The organism is Microbacterium helvum, from assembly GCF_014779795.1.
GTDB lineage: Bacteria > Actinomycetota > Actinomycetes > Actinomycetales > Microbacteriaceae > Microbacterium > Microbacterium helvum.
Map to the genome: position 1 here is coordinate 213,820 of NZ_JACXZS010000005.1, position 15,599 is coordinate 229,418.

Annotated in this window: 28 protein-coding genes; 1 reads left to right on the plus strand and 27 read right to left on the minus strand. The window is 69.6% G+C overall.

The window, feature by feature from the left end:
• Nucleotides 1–10: 10 nt before the first annotated feature.
• The 21 genes from IF188_RS09650 to IF188_RS09745 all read right to left on the minus strand — a co-directional run bounded on the left by IF188_RS09650 (nucleotide 11) and on the right by IF188_RS09745 (nucleotide 8,642).
• Complete coding sequence (locus IF188_RS09650; protein ID WP_191171573.1) at nucleotides 11–1,549, minus strand: hypothetical protein; 1,539 nt, start codon at nucleotides 1,547–1,549, stop codon at nucleotides 11–13.
• Nucleotides 1,497–1,859, minus strand: a complete 363-nt coding sequence (locus tag IF188_RS09655) for a hypothetical protein (RefSeq protein WP_191171574.1) — start codon at nucleotides 1,857–1,859, stop codon at nucleotides 1,497–1,499. The genes IF188_RS09650 and IF188_RS09655 overlap by 53 nt, the downstream gene beginning before the upstream one ends.
• 235 nt (nucleotides 1,860–2,094) lie before the next feature.
• Nucleotides 2,095–2,478, minus strand: a complete 384-nt coding sequence (locus IF188_RS09660) for a hypothetical protein (protein WP_191171575.1) — start codon at nucleotides 2,476–2,478, stop codon at nucleotides 2,095–2,097.
• A complete protein-coding gene (locus tag IF188_RS09665) occupies nucleotides 2,475–2,765 on the minus strand; it encodes a hypothetical protein (protein ID WP_191171576.1) in 291 nt (96 codons plus the stop codon). Before IF188_RS09665 ends, IF188_RS09660 begins: the two co-directional genes overlap by 4 nt.
• 94 nt (nucleotides 2,766–2,859) lie before the next feature.
• Complete coding sequence (locus IF188_RS09670) at nucleotides 2,860–3,114, minus strand: hypothetical protein (RefSeq protein WP_191171577.1); 255 nt, start codon at nucleotides 3,112–3,114, stop codon at nucleotides 2,860–2,862.
• Between the two features lie 15 nt (nucleotides 3,115–3,129).
• Complete coding sequence (locus IF188_RS09675; RefSeq protein ID WP_224751677.1) at nucleotides 3,130–3,897, minus strand: HNH endonuclease; 768 nt, start codon at nucleotides 3,895–3,897, stop codon at nucleotides 3,130–3,132.
• A gap of 58 nt (nucleotides 3,898–3,955) precedes the next feature.
• Nucleotides 3,956–4,297: a hypothetical protein gene (locus IF188_RS09680; RefSeq protein WP_191171578.1), complete on the minus strand. Its 342-nt coding sequence runs from the start codon at nucleotides 4,295–4,297 to the stop codon at nucleotides 3,956–3,958.
• A gap of 8 nt (nucleotides 4,298–4,305) precedes the next feature.
• The gene (locus tag IF188_RS09685; RefSeq protein WP_191171579.1) at nucleotides 4,306–4,593 is read right to left on the minus strand and encodes a hypothetical protein; all 288 of its coding nucleotides are present in this window, start codon (nucleotides 4,591–4,593) and stop codon (nucleotides 4,306–4,308) included.
• On the minus strand, nucleotides 4,590–4,772 hold the full coding sequence (locus IF188_RS09690) for a hypothetical protein (protein WP_191171580.1): 183 nt from the start codon (nucleotides 4,770–4,772) through the stop codon (nucleotides 4,590–4,592). The genes IF188_RS09685 and IF188_RS09690 overlap by 4 nt, the downstream gene beginning before the upstream one ends.
• Nucleotides 4,773–4,932: 160 nt before the next feature.
• Nucleotides 4,933–5,142, minus strand: coding sequence for a hypothetical protein (locus IF188_RS09695; protein WP_191171581.1), 210 nt, complete (start codon nucleotides 5,140–5,142; stop codon nucleotides 4,933–4,935).
• Complete coding sequence (locus IF188_RS09700; protein WP_191171582.1) at nucleotides 5,139–5,561, minus strand: hypothetical protein; 423 nt, start codon at nucleotides 5,559–5,561, stop codon at nucleotides 5,139–5,141. Before IF188_RS09700 ends, IF188_RS09695 begins: the two co-directional genes overlap by 4 nt.
• Nucleotides 5,562–5,758: 197 nt before the next feature.
• A complete protein-coding gene (locus IF188_RS09705) occupies nucleotides 5,759–5,992 on the minus strand; it encodes a hypothetical protein (protein ID WP_191171583.1) in 234 nt (77 codons plus the stop codon).
• Nucleotides 5,993–6,280: 288 nt separating this feature from the next.
• A complete protein-coding gene (locus tag IF188_RS09710; RefSeq protein WP_191171584.1) occupies nucleotides 6,281–6,544 on the minus strand; it encodes a hypothetical protein in 264 nt (87 codons plus the stop codon).
• Nucleotides 6,531–6,719: a hypothetical protein gene (locus IF188_RS09715; protein WP_191171585.1), complete on the minus strand. Its 189-nt coding sequence runs from the start codon at nucleotides 6,717–6,719 to the stop codon at nucleotides 6,531–6,533. The genes IF188_RS09710 and IF188_RS09715 overlap by 14 nt, the downstream gene beginning before the upstream one ends.
• Nucleotides 6,716–7,129 carry a DUF7694 domain-containing protein gene (locus IF188_RS09720; protein ID WP_191171586.1) on the minus strand — a complete coding sequence of 138 codons (414 nt, stop codon included), beginning with the start codon at nucleotides 7,127–7,129 and terminating at the stop codon, nucleotides 6,716–6,718. The genes IF188_RS09715 and IF188_RS09720 overlap by 4 nt, the downstream gene beginning before the upstream one ends.
• Nucleotides 7,126–7,329, minus strand: a complete 204-nt coding sequence (locus tag IF188_RS09725) for a hypothetical protein (RefSeq protein WP_191171587.1) — start codon at nucleotides 7,327–7,329, stop codon at nucleotides 7,126–7,128. The genes IF188_RS09720 and IF188_RS09725 overlap by 4 nt, the downstream gene beginning before the upstream one ends.
• Nucleotides 7,326–7,457, minus strand: coding sequence for a hypothetical protein (locus IF188_RS20360; RefSeq protein ID WP_263575374.1), 132 nt, complete (start codon nucleotides 7,455–7,457; stop codon nucleotides 7,326–7,328). Before IF188_RS20360 ends, IF188_RS09725 begins: the two co-directional genes overlap by 4 nt.
• Entirely contained in the window at nucleotides 7,454–7,831 is a 378-nt protein-coding gene (locus IF188_RS09730) for a hypothetical protein (RefSeq protein WP_191171588.1), read from the minus strand. Before IF188_RS09730 ends, IF188_RS20360 begins: the two co-directional genes overlap by 4 nt.
• Entirely contained in the window at nucleotides 7,828–8,262 is a 435-nt protein-coding gene (locus IF188_RS09735) for a hypothetical protein (protein WP_191171589.1), read from the minus strand. The genes IF188_RS09730 and IF188_RS09735 overlap by 4 nt, the downstream gene beginning before the upstream one ends.
• A 3-nt stretch (nucleotides 8,263–8,265) precedes the next feature.
• Complete coding sequence (locus IF188_RS09740; RefSeq protein ID WP_191171590.1) at nucleotides 8,266–8,448, minus strand: hypothetical protein; 183 nt, start codon at nucleotides 8,446–8,448, stop codon at nucleotides 8,266–8,268.
• The gene (locus IF188_RS09745; RefSeq protein WP_191171591.1) at nucleotides 8,445–8,642 is read right to left on the minus strand and encodes a helix-turn-helix domain-containing protein; all 198 of its coding nucleotides are present in this window, start codon (nucleotides 8,640–8,642) and stop codon (nucleotides 8,445–8,447) included. The genes IF188_RS09740 and IF188_RS09745 overlap by 4 nt, the downstream gene beginning before the upstream one ends.
• A 109-nt stretch (nucleotides 8,643–8,751) precedes the next feature.
• Between IF188_RS09745 and IF188_RS09750 the strand changes: the two genes are divergently transcribed.
• Complete coding sequence (locus tag IF188_RS09750; RefSeq protein WP_224751704.1) at nucleotides 8,752–9,060, plus strand: helix-turn-helix domain-containing protein; 309 nt, start codon at nucleotides 8,752–8,754, stop codon at nucleotides 9,058–9,060.
• A 27-nt stretch (nucleotides 9,061–9,087) separates the two neighbouring features.
• Here the strand turns inward: IF188_RS09750 and IF188_RS09755 are convergent, their stop codons facing one another.
• From IF188_RS09755 to ptsP, 6 genes are all read right to left on the minus strand, one after another.
• Nucleotides 9,088–9,810, minus strand: a complete 723-nt coding sequence (locus IF188_RS09755) for a sulfite exporter TauE/SafE family protein (RefSeq protein WP_191171593.1) — start codon at nucleotides 9,808–9,810, stop codon at nucleotides 9,088–9,090.
• A gap of 40 nt (nucleotides 9,811–9,850) precedes the next feature.
• Nucleotides 9,851–10,639: an alpha/beta hydrolase gene (locus IF188_RS09760; protein ID WP_191171594.1), complete on the minus strand. Its 789-nt coding sequence runs from the start codon at nucleotides 10,637–10,639 to the stop codon at nucleotides 9,851–9,853.
• 21 nt (nucleotides 10,640–10,660) lie between these two features.
• Nucleotides 10,661–11,815, minus strand: a complete 1,155-nt coding sequence (locus tag IF188_RS09765; protein WP_191171595.1) for a mannitol-1-phosphate 5-dehydrogenase — start codon at nucleotides 11,813–11,815, stop codon at nucleotides 10,661–10,663.
• Entirely contained in the window at nucleotides 11,815–12,252 is a 438-nt protein-coding gene (locus IF188_RS20140; RefSeq protein WP_224751678.1) for a PTS sugar transporter subunit IIA, read from the minus strand. The genes IF188_RS09765 and IF188_RS20140 overlap by 1 nt, the downstream gene beginning before the upstream one ends.
• 27 nt (nucleotides 12,253–12,279) lie before the next feature.
• Nucleotides 12,280–13,842, minus strand: a complete 1,563-nt coding sequence (locus IF188_RS09770) for a PTS mannitol transporter subunit IICB (protein WP_224751679.1) — start codon at nucleotides 13,840–13,842, stop codon at nucleotides 12,280–12,282.
• Between the two features lie 82 nt (nucleotides 13,843–13,924).
• Nucleotides 13,925–15,520, minus strand: coding sequence for a phosphoenolpyruvate--protein phosphotransferase (ptsP, locus tag IF188_RS09775; RefSeq protein WP_396652762.1), 1,596 nt, complete (start codon nucleotides 15,518–15,520; stop codon nucleotides 13,925–13,927).
• Between the last annotated feature and the right edge of the window lie 79 nt (nucleotides 15,521–15,599).

Here is a 15,599-nt window from a genome sequence, read left to right on the forward strand (position 1 = left end):
TCCAGGCTCCTCAGTACACGAAGAATGTCTCTGGTTCTGGCGCGCGTCCCAACGCCCATGCCGACAGAGTAGCCCCCATGATCGGCGTCTGCGGGATCGGCAGGCGGCGTTCCCACTGCCACGCCTTCCCGCTCGTGCGCTGCGCGGCGCCGGCGGCCTGCGTCGCTGTCGCGTAGTGGTCGGACTTCCGGATTCGCACGCCGCGGGCGCGCAGCCGGCTATCCCATGCGAAGCATGCCGAGACGATGTCCTGCGCCCCGGTCTTGACGAGCTTCGCGGCGATCGCCGGCTCGTCGCGCTCGATGTCGAGGATCAGGTCGTGGCCGGGTCCGTAGTCGTCGATGCCGATTGCGTTCACTGTCGGCTCGAGCTCGCGCAGCCTGCCCATGAGCCACGACGAGCCGGGCCGGTCGTCGACGAGCTCCTGCACGAGCCCGTCGCGATCGGGATCCGGGTCGACCGACGTCGCGACGATGGATGCCTGCCGGTCGAACGGGTCGATGTCGACGCCGAGCGCGGCCGGCACATCGTCGGGCATCACGAGCTCGTCGGCGGGAGCGCCGGCGGTGTCCCAGCTGCTGCGGGCGATCGTCTCCCACAGCTTGACGATCGCGCCGGCGCCTGGCCATAGCCCGAAGTACTCGGCGCCGAACGACTCGGGCCCGAGCCGCTTGAGGTCCTCGCGCAGCTCCTCGACGCGGATCAGCCCGTCACCAATCCCTGGATACCACTCGGGCCACATGTGCTCGTCGGTGACGTCGGACCCCTCGGGGATCGTGAACTCGAAGTACGCGGTGCCCGACGTGGTGCCGGCGTCGACAGCGGCGCGGCCGGATTCCTTCGTCTCCCACACCGCGGTCTGCTCGTTGTTGAGCACGCTGATGTTTGTGCACCGCCAGATCTGGCCGTGGCCGCGCGCGTCGCCGAGCGTCGGGCCCGCTGCGGCGAGCAGCTCCTGGCCGAGCAGCCTGGTGAACACGAGCCACTCGTCGAACGTCAGGTGCATCAGCCCGTCGCCGCGAACGCTCGAGCGCGTCGGCGCGAACACCTGGATCTGCGACGACCGGCGCAGCCGCCAGTCCTTCCCGCTCATGGCGGGGTCGATCGTCAGCGAGGTGTCGCCGATCGCCTCGCGCAGCTTCACGCCCGATCGCCACACGTCGGCGCTCATCGACTCCCGGTACGGCTCGACGAGATCCTTGAGGAACCGCTGCCGCGCCTTCACGAGATTCTGCGCGGTGTGCGCGCCGAGGAACGGCATCACGCGGCCCGTGTCGAGAACCACGGGGCCGGCGAGCGAACGGGCGAGCGGGACGCCCATCGTCGTCACCGACTTCCCACAGCGCCGGCCGACGATCAGGTCAACGTTGGCGTAGGCGAACGGTGAGCCGGGCCCGTCGACGCGCTCGAGGCCGACGTCGAGCACGTACTGCTGCCACCTCGTCGGACGCCGGCCGAGCTTCGCGGCGATGATCGCGCCGACCAGACGCCCGTCGCTATACCGGTGCGGAGATCTCGGCGTCCTGATCGTCGGCAGCAGCGGCGGCACGATCGAATTCCTCCAGGTAGGCGCGGATCCGGTCGGCCTCGTATTCGAGGACCTCGCCCTTCTCCTCGACGACGGGCTCGGGCAGCCGCGCCTCGGCGGCGAGCATCTGGGCGTACAGCTGCGCCTTCGCGATACCCTTCGCGTGCTGCGCTTCCTCGGCGAGCTCGAGCACTGCGGCCGCGATGCCCTCGTGCCATGGCTGGATCGCACCCGACGTGCGCCGCGCCTCGATCGCGTCGCGCATCCGCTGCACGAGATCCGACGGCGGGCGCACTCCTCCCCACACCTCGGCGCCGGGGAGCGTGCTCATGACGCCAGTATCCGCCTGAACAACCTGCACAATCTGTACACCAGGCGCACTCCAGCTATCTCTGGCTAACTCCAGCTATCTCTGGCTAACACCCGACCTGGTGCGCGACGGCGCAGCCGACTACAGTCGAGCGCACCCGGTTTCATCGCGCGATCCTCCGCGCGATCCGGGTTTTTTTCTGGCGTTCCGGGTAAATATCCACAGGTCGCGGGGTGTCCTCGCATCAAACGCTCACTCAGAAACGCGAGACGATGCAGCGATCGCACCTCTCGTTGTTCATCAGCCCGACGAGTTGCTCAGCTGTCGGCCGCGCGAACTTCGAGCCACGGGGCGCGAGGGCCATCGCGTGCTGCAGCGCTGCGTCTTCGCGGTGACCGAGCGACAGCAGGTGCTGCCCACACGGACCCACCAGTCCGACCAGCTGCAGGTCTCCATCGATCCACTCCTGCGCCTGGCTCCGTGCACCCTCGACACCGACACGCTTGCAGGTCGGACACACCGGGCTTCCCTCGTCCGTCACCAGCCACTCACGCGCCGTCGACGAGATCGGGATCCCGCACCAGGTCTCAGCCGCATCATCCTCGGCGCCGTGCGCGACGCCGTCGATCAGCAGCGTCATCGGTCGCCGCAGCCACACGTCGGCGTGTGCAGGTCACCGTGCTTGCCGTCGATACCGAGCGGCCGGTGACGGTCGATCTCACGCACGAGCTCGGCAATCTGGTCGATGTCGTACATCAGCTTCACGAACCGCTCCATTGCTTGTGCGTCCGTCTCCGATGACTGCGCATCGTCCACCCAACCCTCGGTCACGCGCAGCGCTGATTGCGCACGGCAAAGGGTCTCGCGGAGCATCTTGAGGCGCTCTGCAGGCACGACCAGCTCAGCAGTCACGAGTTCGATCGTCATGTGGATTCTCCTGTCATGTGTCACAGTCATGTGTCATCGGAACCGTGAGCTCACGGGCTTGCCCCGAACGCCGAGCCGCCGATGATCTTCTCGCTCATACTTCGCTCCGGTCGATGACCTCGATCGCTGCGACGAGTAGTGCGGCTGCCTTCACGAGCTCGGTGCGGTCCATGCCCTGGCCGTCGTAGTCGTCGCCCGCGGCTTGGAGGTGGCCGTAGACGAGGGCGACCAGGTGGCCGGCGCCGTGCTCGTCGTCGTGTGTTGGTGTCCAGCGCAGCTCGGCGAGTTGGCGATCGCGCTCGATCGTGATCGCGGCGAGGACGGGCAGAGCTTCGGGGGTCAGTGTCATGTGTCGTGTCCTATGTCATCGGTAGCGGGAGCTCACGGGTTCGCCGTTGCCGGCGACGGGCGGGAGCTTGCCGTACGGGTTGGTGGTGCGGTTGCTCTTGGCGCGGTTGCAGTGCCCGCACGCGGGGATGAGGTTGTCGAGGTCGTCGGTGCCACCACGCGACCGGGCGGTGAGGTGGTCGGCCGTGGTCGCCCGGACCTTGCAGCCGGGCAGGCCGAGCTGACAGCGCCGGCCCTTCACGCGCAGCACGAGCTCGCGCTTGTCCTGCGCGTACCGGCCCGCCCAGCACGGCAGCGACACCAGGTGCCGCGACTTGCACCGGTTGCACGTCGGCGCGAGCGGTGCGCCGCGCGTGGCACGGTCGACCCGGGCCGCGGCGAGGTCGACCACGCCCGACCAGGCCGGGATCGTCGACGCCGGCTCGTAGCTGCGGAACCACGACTCGACGGCGGGATGCTCTCGACGAGGGTCGCGGCCGCGCTCGTCGACGCGCTGGTGACACACGTCGCGCGGCGTGAGCACCATCCACGCGTGCGTCGCCCCGGTCAGTGACAGCGCCCGCTGCCGGGCGTTCTCGGTCGCGCCGGTGCGGACGACGACCGCCCGCGTGGCGGCCCGGTTGCCGAGCTGCTCGAGCGCTGCGGTGAACGCCGTCTCGCTGCGGCCGGCCCATGGGTCGAGATCTCGATCGAACACGACGACGTCGCCGCCGAACTCGCGGCGCGCGATCGTCGACTTGCCGGCGCCGGGCGGGCCGAACAGCACGCCGACGAACCGCGTCATGATGCAGCCCGTTCCGGCCGGCCACGGGGACGCGCCGGCCGAAACGGGGGTCCGCTTCTCAGCATGGCGGCTCGTCGGGCACGAGCTCGGTGAGGGCACGCTGGATCGCATCCATCGCGGCCGTGGGGTTGCGCTCGTCGAAGTCGATGATCCGGTCAGCCGCGCGCACCAGCCCGGCGGGCACCTTCCGGCCGGGCACGACGGCGAGGATCAGCGGCTTCCCGAGCAGCAGCGTCATCCCGGTCTCGAGCGCGAACTTGATGTCGCCGAGGCCGACGTCGTCGGGCACCACGCTGATCGTCGCGGCCGACTCGCGCAGCTTGGGCACGAGCTCGTCGATCGCGTGCTGCATCCAGGCGCGCACCTCGGGATCGTCGAACACGTCACTGTCATGTGTCATGTCGTATGTCACTTCCTGTTGATGTTGGGGGGGGTGAGGATGATCTTGAAGAACCGGCGGGTGCCCTCGATGTGCCCGGCGAGCAGCCGTGCAGCGTCGGCGTACGCGGTGAGCGTCTCGATGTTCGACGACGACCAGATCGCCAGGCGAGAGAGCTCTGCCAGGTGGCGGGCGGTGCGCTCGCACTCCTCGCGCGCCGACGGCTCGCGCCACAGCGTCGCCTCGATCGCGAACCGCTCGGCCAGGCTCGCGAGCTCGTGACTGAGCGCGAGCCGGTCGACGTCGACGCCAGTCACGGGTCCGGCCAGTCCTCGGGTGCGGTGAGCTCGCGCACGGTCCACGATCCGTACAGCGGCATCTGGTCGTTCATGAACGTCTCGGCCTCGACGCGCGACACGAACGGGCCCGTGAACCGCGGCAGCAGCTGGTGCCCCTCGGCGTCGCGGGTCACGGTCGCGTTGATGACGTAGCTCACGTCGGCCTCCGCTTGCACGTCGCCTCGGGCCCGTGCGCGCGGCGCGCGTAGTCCGCTGACGCCTTCACGCGCGACGGCATCGACTGCCACCCGCACGTGCGACAGTCAGCGATCCATCGACCGTCGCGCATCTGCGTGAGCTTCGGGAACGACAGCGGGCTCACGGCGTCACCGTGAGCTCGTCGAAGTTGCCGGTGACCTTCACGCCCGGGATCTCCGATTCGAGCTCGACCGCGAGGTGCCGGCTCCACTCGATCAGCTGCTCGAAGTCGTCAGCGTCGAGCTCGCCCGCGTCGATCGTGATCGTGATCTTCGTGTGGATCTTGGCGCCGGGCGTGATCGGGCTCACACGCGCGCCCTCGCCGGTCATCCGCGGATCCTCTTGATCGTGGCGAGCGGGACGACGAGCGAGCCGTTCGCGCCGAACGGGACGACGCCGAAGTAGTCGCGGTGTGTGGCGATCGCGTGCCGGCTGATCCCGAGGATCTCGGCGGCCTGGTCGAGCGTGAGGAACGACGGCAGCGCGGCCGCGGCGTCGATCGCGCGCCGTACTCCGGTGTCGACCAGGTGCTCGATCGACTGCTGCGGCTGCAGCTGCACGACGTCGCCGGCGGGACGTGGCGTGCGCTCGGCGCCGACGGGGATCATCCAGCGGCCGCGGTCGTCCTTGTACGCGCCGGGCAGCTCGTCGTCCTCAAGCCAGCGCTTCACGGTGCGCTCGGTCTTGCCGACGAGCTCGGCGTACTTCGCGGCGGGGAGCGCGGGCGTCGTGTCATAGGTCAGTGTCATGTGTCGTTTCCTTTGTCATAGGTGGGTTGGGGTGGGGTGCCACGGCATCGGCGCTCGGCCGACGAGGTGACGGTGCCGGTGGATCTTGCGGACGGATGCCGCGACCCGATCCGGCAGGGGTCTGGTCTTGTATCCGCAGCCGTCGACGAGGCACACGTAGCGCCACATCTGGTCGGGTTCGCTGCGGATGACGTCGATCATGAGAGCGCGGCGGGGATCCGGTCGGCGTTGAGCTCGGTCCAGCAGCGGTCGCAGATCCGGTGTCCGAGGTCGGCGTGCCAGTACATCGGTTCCCGGGTGGCGACCTTGCACCGTGGGCAGACGATCGGGATCTTCCGGCCTTTGCGTGAGGTGACCTGCAGCTGAGTGCCGTGGGGTCTGCGGAACGGTCCGAGCTCACGTGCGCGCGTGGTTTCGGTGGGTTGCGTCATGTAGATCGGCTTTCTGATCGTGTCGGCTGGCTGGTGGGCGGACGGGGAGTCTTTGACTACCTGCCCCGCCCCGCCGGATCCCCCGAGCTCGCCGCCGAACCGGATGAAGGCACCACAATCACCGCTCCGGGCTTGGAACGGTGCAGTTGTGGTCCGTCCTGGCGCGCGTGCGCTGGCGTGCAGAACGGGGCCGCCCCCGGGGTTGGGCGAGATAGATCCCGGTGTCCATCGAGTTACGGCTGAGGACCAAAAGGAGCGCCGCGCCGACCGTCGCCGGCGATTCAGTGTTCAGCTGCCGGATGGACCTCCCTTCGCCGAGGTCAGGGGCTTGCGCCGGGCGTACAGCACCCGGAAACCTGTGTCGTTGCGGAAGAATGCCTCGAACCCGGCATCGTCCAGACCGGCGCCCATCGCGCGCAGCAGATCCGCCGCGAGGTCGAGCGGCATCCCGCCCAGCGAGAGCGCGGCGATCGCCCACTCGGCATCGAGCGGCGCCGGCCGTGGCACGGCCATGTTCCGCACCTCGAGCTCGTCGACGTCAGGACGCATCATGCGGGCCCTCCTCGTCGACGGGCGTGATCGCGTCGAGGACCTCGTCGCGCAGCGCTTCGAGCTCTGCCACGAGTGGGCTGTTGCGTCGCAGCTCGGCCTCATGGATGCGGCGCGCGAACACGACCGCGATGCGCGCACGATCCTGCACGTACTGGGGGACGATCGGGGCCGTCATATGGTGCCTCCCGCGCCGAAGTTCGGCAGCAGCTTGCGGCCGTCCGGGCGTCCCCACAGGTGCAGGGCGTGCTCGGCGATGTTCACGTGATCCGACATCGGCGCGAACAGCTGGTACGACCAGCCCGTGTCGCCCCACACCGCGCGGTGCAGCAGCGCGAGCTCCTCGTATGCCGGCATCCGGTCACGATGCGAGATCGACGCATGCACCCACGGGCCGCCGGCCGTGTCGGCCTCGTCGACGAACGGGTACAGGTCATGGGAGATCAGGATGCGCATCGGCTCGCGCAGATGATCGATGCGCCACGTGCGGCCGTCGTCGACGCCGAACAGGATCAGCGGCTGCGGCACGCCCCACACCATGCGGCCGAGCCGCCGGCGCACGTCCAGGATGTTCAGGTCTTCCCTCACGATGCCGCCTCGTCGAGTTCCTCGGCGCGCGTCAGCAGGACGATCGCCAGCTGGCTGAGCGCCCGCGCGAGCTGCTCGCGCGGGACAGGCACGCCGTCGCGGCGTTCGGCGTAGTGAGCGAGCACGTCACCGTGCTCACCGTGTTGTATGTACACGACCGCGACCGTGCCCTCGGGCACCTCGAACTCGAGCCCCTTCACAGCTGACCACCCGCGCCGAGCAGGATCACCAGCAGCAGCACGCCGACCACCGCGGCCGCGAACACGGCACCCGCCGCGATCGCAATCGCCGGCCGCGGATCCCGACGCGCCCACGCCGGCCGCGTCACGATGACGCCTCCTCGATCGTGATCATCGGACCCGCAGCGGCCGCGGCGAGCCGTGCGAGCTCGCGCGCTTCATCGGCAACGAGATACTCGTTCCAGACGCGATCGCCGCGCCGACGCGGGAACGGCATCGCGGGCCACCAGTCGCCGGCATGGAGGGTGTCGAACCCGATCCAGCCGTCCTCGTCGACGCCGTACGTGATGCCGCCATGCGCGTCGATGCCGCTCGCCTGCAGGTCCGCGATCGCGCGCCACGGGTGATCGTCGGGCAGCCGCACGTACCCGTTCACGGCGCCGTAGACCGGGGCGCGCAACGTCGCCCATTCGATGCCAGCCTCGACGCCGCGATCGAGCGCCTGGTCGAAGTTGATGCTCATAGCCAGCTCTCGACAATCACGGGGTCGTCCTCGTCTGAACGAGGGATCATGACGAGGCCGGCGGGCAGCATCGCGCGCAGCGCCTCGATAGATGGGGCGATCAGGATCCCCTCGGTGTACGACAGGCCGGCGGCATCGACGGTCCAGAGTCGGGCGACCGCCGACGACGGGTAGTCCGCCGGCCTGTCGTACACGGTCCACACGGCGAGGGCGGCATCGTCGCGTGGCTTCTCGTGGCATCCGCACGCGCAGCCGGTGCACCACTGGTGCGTGCCCAGGTCGCACGCCGGCGACACGTCCTCGTGCAGCCGCGTCGCGGTCCAGTCGTGACAGTGGCCGCAGTAGCCCTCACGCGCGTCGTTGGCGTTGTGCGACGTGCGACCGCACTTCGGGCACGTGAACGCCGGCGTCCCCCCGGATGCCTCGGCCACGGCTCAGCCTCGCTCCCGGCGCTGGGCCGCGATGTAGTCGCGCTCGTAGACCGCAGCCGTGCGCACCCGGTTGATCCACGCGTTCGCGTCATCGAGTCGCCGCTTGCCGTCAGCGAGCTCCTCTTCCGTCACCCCGCGCTGCCGCATCCACGCCTCCGGATCCGGCGTCGACGGCCGCACGGTCACGACGCGATCCGCTCTTCGCGCTCGGCCACTAGGCGATCGATCTCGTCGGGATCGAACAGGAAGTGTCCGCGGTAGCCCGGCACGGTCATCGCGGGTGCCAGACGCCCCTTCTGTACCCATCGAATGAGAGTCGACCGGTTCACGCCGAGCACCTCGGCCGCTTCGGCTGTGGGGATGAGATCGCGCGATGCCATAAGTGCCACATTGCACTAGTTAACGTGAGACTCGCTACATTGCACTAGTTACGGCGTGTCGGGGTTCAGCATCCTTGCACTATCTACGGCATAGCCTGAGACTGTGACCATGACGATTTCACCCATTGTCGACGACCAGGTCGCCGACGACGACCGGTTCGGGATGGATCTCGCCGATCGCATGACCAAAGCGCTGCGCCACAGTGGCATCGGCGTGCAGGAGATGGCTGACTACCTCGAGGTGTCACGCAACGCCGTCAGCAGCTGGATCAACGGCCGCAACGAACCGCGCCGGCGCGACCTGCGCGCGTTCGCGCTACGCACCGGCTACCCGATGTCGTGGCTCGAGAAGGGCAAGCGCGCGCCGCTCGACCTGAGCCCGGATGCCGAGGGGCTGGATTCCGTTACTCGGCATTAACCGAAATCGCGGTCCTGGCGGCATCCCTCACATGAAGAGTGCCAGGATGCCGCGCACGAGCACCACCGTCGCCCCGGCCCACGCGATCACGAGCATCGCGGCGCGCGCGATGCGCGGAGCGACGTTGCGCGACAGCACGGTGCCGATCGCGATGCCCGCGATCGTCGCGACCACGAGCGTGCCGACATCCTCGATCGGCGTCACCGGGATGCCGCGGAGGGCGACCGTCACGATGTCGAACGCGATGAAGATCAACTGCGCGCTCGCGGCGAAGCTCCGCTGTCCCCAGCGGTCACCGACGGCGTACGCGGCCAGTGGCGGGCCGCCCAGACCGCTCGCGACGTTCATGAACCCGGCGGCCGCTCCCGAGGCGATCGCGCCGCGACGGCCGGTGAGCGAGGCCGACACCGTGGGCAGGTGCCCTGCCAGCAGCGCGACGTAGGCCATCGCCGCGATGACGAGCAGCAGCGCGGCGTCGGGCAGCAGGCGCACCAGCAGGGCGCCGAACGGAGCCGCGATCAGGCCGGGCCAGATGAGCCACCACGAACGCTTCCAGTCGATGTGCCGCCACACCATCGGGATCGCCACCAGCGAGGCCACGAGGGCGAGCAGGACGGCGAGCGTCACGCCCTCGACGGGGCCGTACAGCAGGACGATGGGGCCGACCAGTACCAGCACGAACCCGAGTCCGGTGATGCGCTGGATGATCGCGGCGACGAACGTCGCGATGCCCGCAAGGATGACAGTCACGGGGTTCCAGTCTAGGCGGGGGAGCGGACTGCCCCCGCGCTCACTGCCCGGGGACGACCAGCGCGAACGACCCGACGAGCTCGGTGAGCTGATCGCGCATGTCGTCGTCCGAGATCGTCGGGGTGCCGTCGCCTGGCTGTGCTCCGTAGTCGCCGAACGACGAGTGGCTCGCCCCTGCGATCTCGTGCAGCTGCGCGTCCTCGGGCAGCAGGTGACGCGCGTCGGCGATCTTCTCGGGCGTCGACAGGCCGTCCTCGCTGCCCGACACGCTGATGACCGGCAGACCCGAGTCCGACAGGTCGTTCGCACAGTACGACCCGAATAGGGCGAGCCCGTCGGCGTCGGTCGCGAGCTGGCACGCGCGCACGCCGCCCAGCGAGTGGCCGCCCACGAGCCACGTGTCGACGTCCGGCGCCAGGTCCGTGAAGGTCGACAGCGGGCGCAGATCGAAGAACGCGAGGTTGAGCCACGGCTTGGTGATCACGACGGTGATGCCGTCCTCGGCCACGAGCCCCGACACCTTGTAGGCGTACGCCCACGGGTCGACCTTGGCGCCGGGGATGTAGACCAGGCCGATGTCGGCGGACTCGCCCGTGGGAGCGAGCACGATGCCCGCGTCGGTATCGGTGATCTCGATGCCCGGGTTCGCGCGCACCTCGGCGAGCGGTTCGGGCTCGGCGGCCATCACGCCGACCTGGCTCCAGATCACGATGCCGACGGCGGCGATCACGATCAGGGCGCCGAGCGAGCCGAGGATCCACCACAGGACGCGCAGCCCGCGCCGCTTCGGCCGAGGTTCGGGGGCGGGAGGAGGTGCGTCGGCGGTCACGCGTCGAGCGTATCCCTTGCGTCAGACTCCGCTCTCGGCCTGCCGGGCCGCTACGACGGCCTCGACCTGGGCGAAGAGCGGATGCTGGGGATCGAGGCCCGTCACCGAGGCGGTGAAGGATGCGGCATCCATCTCCCGCAGCATCCGCTGCAGGTCCACCGACTGCGCGTCCTCGGCGTCGTCGAACTCGAGCGCGGCGCCGATCGCGGCGACCAGGGAGTGGACCGTGAGGCCGCGCTCGGCCGCCTCCGCGGCCGGACCGATGAAGCGCTCGTGGCGGGACAGCTTGCGCAGCGGCTGGCGCCCGACCCGCCATACGGTGTCGGGCAGAGCAGCGTTGCGGAAGCGGCGCAGAATCGTGGCGCGGTAGTCGGCGAGGGATGCCGCATCCAGGCCATGCTTGAGCTCCAGCAGCGCCGAGGTCTCTTCCAGCGCCGATTCGACCCGCGCCGCGATCGCCTCGTCCGCGAGCGCGGCAGCGATCGTGTCGATGCCCGCCTGGGCGCCGAAGTAGGCGGTGGTGGCGTGCCCCGTGTTGACGGTGAAGAGCTTCCGCTCGATGTAGGGCGCGAGGTCGTCGACGAAGTGCGCACCCGGGATCGAGGGTGGATCGTCGCCGAACGGCAGACGCTCGATCGCCCACTCGAAGAACGGCTCGACGGTCACATCGACTCCGGCGCCTTCCGGCTGAGCGGGGACGATGCGGTCCACCGCGGTGTTGGCGAAGACCGCGCGGCCGGCGAGTGCGTCCCACGCCTCGCCGGCCCGCTCCTTGATCTCGTCGCGCAGCAGGTCCGTCGCGTTGATCGCGTTCTCACACGCCATGATCTGCAGCGGCGGGCTGGACGGGTCCCGCAGCGCGAGCCCCGACATGATGAGCGGCGCCACGAACTTCAGCACCGTCGGCCCGACCGCCGTCGTGACGACGTTGGCGCCGGCGATCTCTTCGATGACGGCATCCGGATTCTCGGCGCTGTTGAGCGCACGGAACCCGGTGACGATCGTGTCTCGCCCGCCCTCGCCCACCTCGTGCACCGTGTACCGGTCCGTCGCGTTGATCGCATCGACGAGCGGTGCCGCGACGTCCGAGAACACCAGCTCGTACCCGCCCTCGTGCAGCAGCAGCCCGACGAACCCGCGGCCGATGTTGCCGGCGCCGAAGTGGACGGCCTTCATCACACGCCCGCCGCCGACACGAGCCCGTAGAGATCCTCCGGCGTCTGCGCGGCCTTCAGGCGCGCGACGTCGTCCTCGTCCGAGAACAGGATCGCGATCTGCGACAGGATGCCGAGGTGCTCGTCACCCTTGCCGGCGATGCCGACCACGAAGGTCACCGGGTTGCCGTCCCAGTCGACACCGCCGTCGTAGCGCACGACCGAGAGGGCGGACTCGAGGATCTCGTCCTTCGTCTCGTTCGTGCCGTGGGGGATCGCCAGCTCGTTGCCCATGTACGTCGATACCGTCTGCTCGCGCTGCAGCATCGCGTCGTAGTACGCGCCGGTGACGGCGCCCGCCGCCTGCAGGATGTCGGCGGCCTCCTTCATCGCCTCTTCCTTCGATGCGCTGCCGGAGTGGATCCGCACCTGGCCGATGCTCAGAACCTCGCGTGCCATGTTCTCGCCCTTCTCGTGTCTCAGCTCCTACGCCCCATCCTCATGCTGGTCGCGGACGAGGTCTACGACCTCGTCGTACCGGGGCGAGTTCATGAAGTTGTCCACCGACACGTGCACCGCGTCTGGGGTCTTCTGTCGAGCCCGGTCGGTCAGCTGGTTCTGCGTGATCACGAGGTCGGCCGAGGGGTCCAGCGCCGCGATCGCCTTGTTGACGACCGTGACGTCCTCGATTCCCGCCTTCTTGATCTTGTTGCGCAGCACGCTCGCGCCCATGGCGGACGAGCCCATGCCGGCGTCGCACGCGAACACGATGTTCTTGATGGGCTTCTCGGTCATGGTGGCGGGCTCCACGCCGCCGTCCGCCTGCGTGGCCGCGCCGCCGCGGAGGCCCGAGAGCGCGTCGGACGACTTGCCCTTGGCCGCCTCGGTCTGCGTGATCGCCGCGCCGAACGCGTCGTCGGTGGCCGCCATCGCCTCGAGGTCCCGCTTGCGCGAGGCCCGGAGGATGACCCACGAGATGACGAAGGTCACCGCGGCAGCGAGCACCACCGACAGCAGCACCGCGAAGTACGAGTTGTTGGCCACCTGCGCGATCACCGCGATGATGCTCCCCGGCGCGGCCGGCGCCCGCAGCGCACCGCCCAGCAGCATGTTCGTCGTGACGCCGGTCATGCCGCCCGCGATGAGGGCGAGGATCAGCATGGGCTTCATGAGGGCGTACGGGAAGTAGACCTCGTGGATGCCGCCGAAGAACTGGATCACCGCGGCGCCGGGGGCCGATGCGCGCGCTGCTCCCAGGCCGAAGAACGTGAAGGCCAGCAGCAGGCCGACACCGGGGCCGGGGTTGGCCTCGAGCAGGAACAGGATCGAGCCCTGGCCGGTCTCGGAGGCCTCGGCGATGCCGAGGGGGGTGAGCACGCCGTGGTTGATCGCGTTGTTGAGGAAGAAGACCTTCGCCGGCTCGATCAGGATGCTGGTGAGCGGCAGCAGGTTCGTCTCCACCAGCCAGTGCACGGCGTTGCCGAGCGCCTGCATGATGCCGTTGACGATCCACGCGATCGGGTAGAAGCCGATGATCGCGAGCACGAAGCCCCAGATGCCCGCCGAGAACATGTTCACGAGCATCTCGAAGCCGGCCTTGATCTTGCCCTCCCACAGGCTGTCGAGCCACTTCATGGTGTAGGCCGCCAGCGGAGCCATGATCATCGCGCCGATGAACATGTGCACCTGACCCAGCGGAGCGTCTCCCTCGGGGAGGGTCGCGTTGAAGTTCGCGACGAGCAGGTCCGAGCCCGCGATCGCGCCCATCGTGCCGATCGTCGCGACGACGCCGCCGCGGACGCCGTAGACGATGTTGCCGCCGGTGTAGGCGATGATGAGCGGCAGCAGGTAGTGGATGAACGGTCCGACGATCGTCGCGAGATCGGCGTTCGGGGTCCATCCGACGTCGATGAAGAACGCCGTGAAGATGCCCCACGCGATGAGCGCGGGGATGTTCGGCATGATCATGCCGGACAGGTACGTGCCGAACCGCTGGACGCCGACACGAGCCTTGTTCGTGCCTGACGCGGGAACTGACGCCGTTGTCATTGCTCTTCCTTCTTTCGGTTTTCGCGGCCGCGGGAGGCGGCCCTTGTTCTCGGGCGGGTGGCCGCTGGGCCCTGGTCAGGGTCTAGCTGCGCGCGGCCTCCTGGGCGGCGGCGCGGGCGGATGCCGCGTCGGACGCGGCGAGGGCGGCCGAGGCGATGGTGCGCGCCTGGTCGAGGGTGTGCTGCAGCAGGGTTGCCCGCACGTCGGCGAGCGCGGTCGGGGCCATCGACAGCGAGGTCGCGCCGAGGCCGACGAGCACCACGGCCAGCAGCGGGTCGGCCGCCGCCTCGCCGCAGATTCCGACGGGCTTGCCGTTCGCGCGGCCGGCATCGCCGACCTCGCGGATGAGCCGCAGCACGGCCGGATGCCACGGGTCCTGGAACGAGGCGACCGAGCCGAGCAGACGGTCGGCGGCCATCGTGTACTGCGTCAGGTCGTTCGTGCCGATGGATGCGAAGTCGGCGTCGACGAGCACGCGATCGGCGAGCAGAGCCGAGGACGGCACCTCCACCATCACGCCCGCGGTCTTGATGCCGTAGTCCCGCGCGAGGTCGACGAAGTAGCGCGTCTCTTCGACCGTCGCCACCATCGGCGCCATGACCCAGAGGTCCGCCTGGGTGGCGGCATCCGCCTCGGCGAGAGCCGTCAGCTGCTCGCGCAGGATGTCCTCGCTCGCACGCAGTGCGCGGATGCCGCGCAGGCCCAGTGCCGGGTTCTCTTCATGGGCGTCGTTGAGGAATGCCAGCGGCTTGTCGGCGCCGGCGTCGAGCACGCGCACGACGACCTTCTTGCCGGGGAAGGCCTGCAGCAGCTTCGTGTACGCCTCCCGCTGCTGCTCGACGGTGGGCGCCTGGCTCGAGCTCAGGAACAGGAACTCGGTGCGGAACAGCCCGACTCCCTCGGCGCCGAGCGCGACCGCCTCGGCGGCGGCATCCGCGTTGCCGAGGTTCGCCAGCAGCGGGATCGCGGTGCCGTCGGCGAGGGCGCCGTCGGTGAGGGGAGCGGATGCCGCGGCCGCCCGGTCGGCGGCGCGCCGGTTCGCACGCTCGAGCTCGTCGGAGGTGGGCTCGGTGGTCACGACGCCGGCTGCGGCATCCACGATCACCGTCTCGCCGTCTCGCAGACCCGTGGCCGAGGTCGCGCCGACGACCGCGACGATCGACTTCTCGCGCGCGAGGATCGCGGTGTGAGACGTGGGACCGCCCTCGGTGGTCACCAGTGCGAGCACCTTGTCGAGGTCGAGGAGCGCCGTGTCGGCGGGCGCGAGGTCCTTGGCGACGAGGACGAAGGGATGCCCGGGGTCGGGCACGCCTGGTGCCGGCTCGCCGCGCAGCCGCGCGATGACGCGCTGGGCCACATCGTCGAGGTCGGCCGCGCGCTCGCCGAGGTAGCCGCCGAGCGCCGTCAGCTGATCGCGGAAGGACGCGAACGCGTCGAACACGGCGAACTCGCCGGTGCGTCCCTGCGCGATGCGCGCGTTCACCTCGTCGGCGAGGCTCGGGTCCTCGGCCATCATCGCCTGCGCCTCGAGCACCTCCTGCGCCGCGCCGCCCGCCTGGGCGCCGCGGGACTCGAGCTCGCGGGCGACGGCGGCGACGGCCTCGGCGACGCGCGCCTTCTCCTCGTCGGCGGTCAGCGAGCTGGGCGCGTCCGAAGGCGCCGGGGCGGGCTCGGCCATGCGCGCGACAGGGCCCTGTGCGACACCCAGGCCGATCCCCACACCTCGCAGCTCTCGGGAAACAAGGGGTTCGGTCATC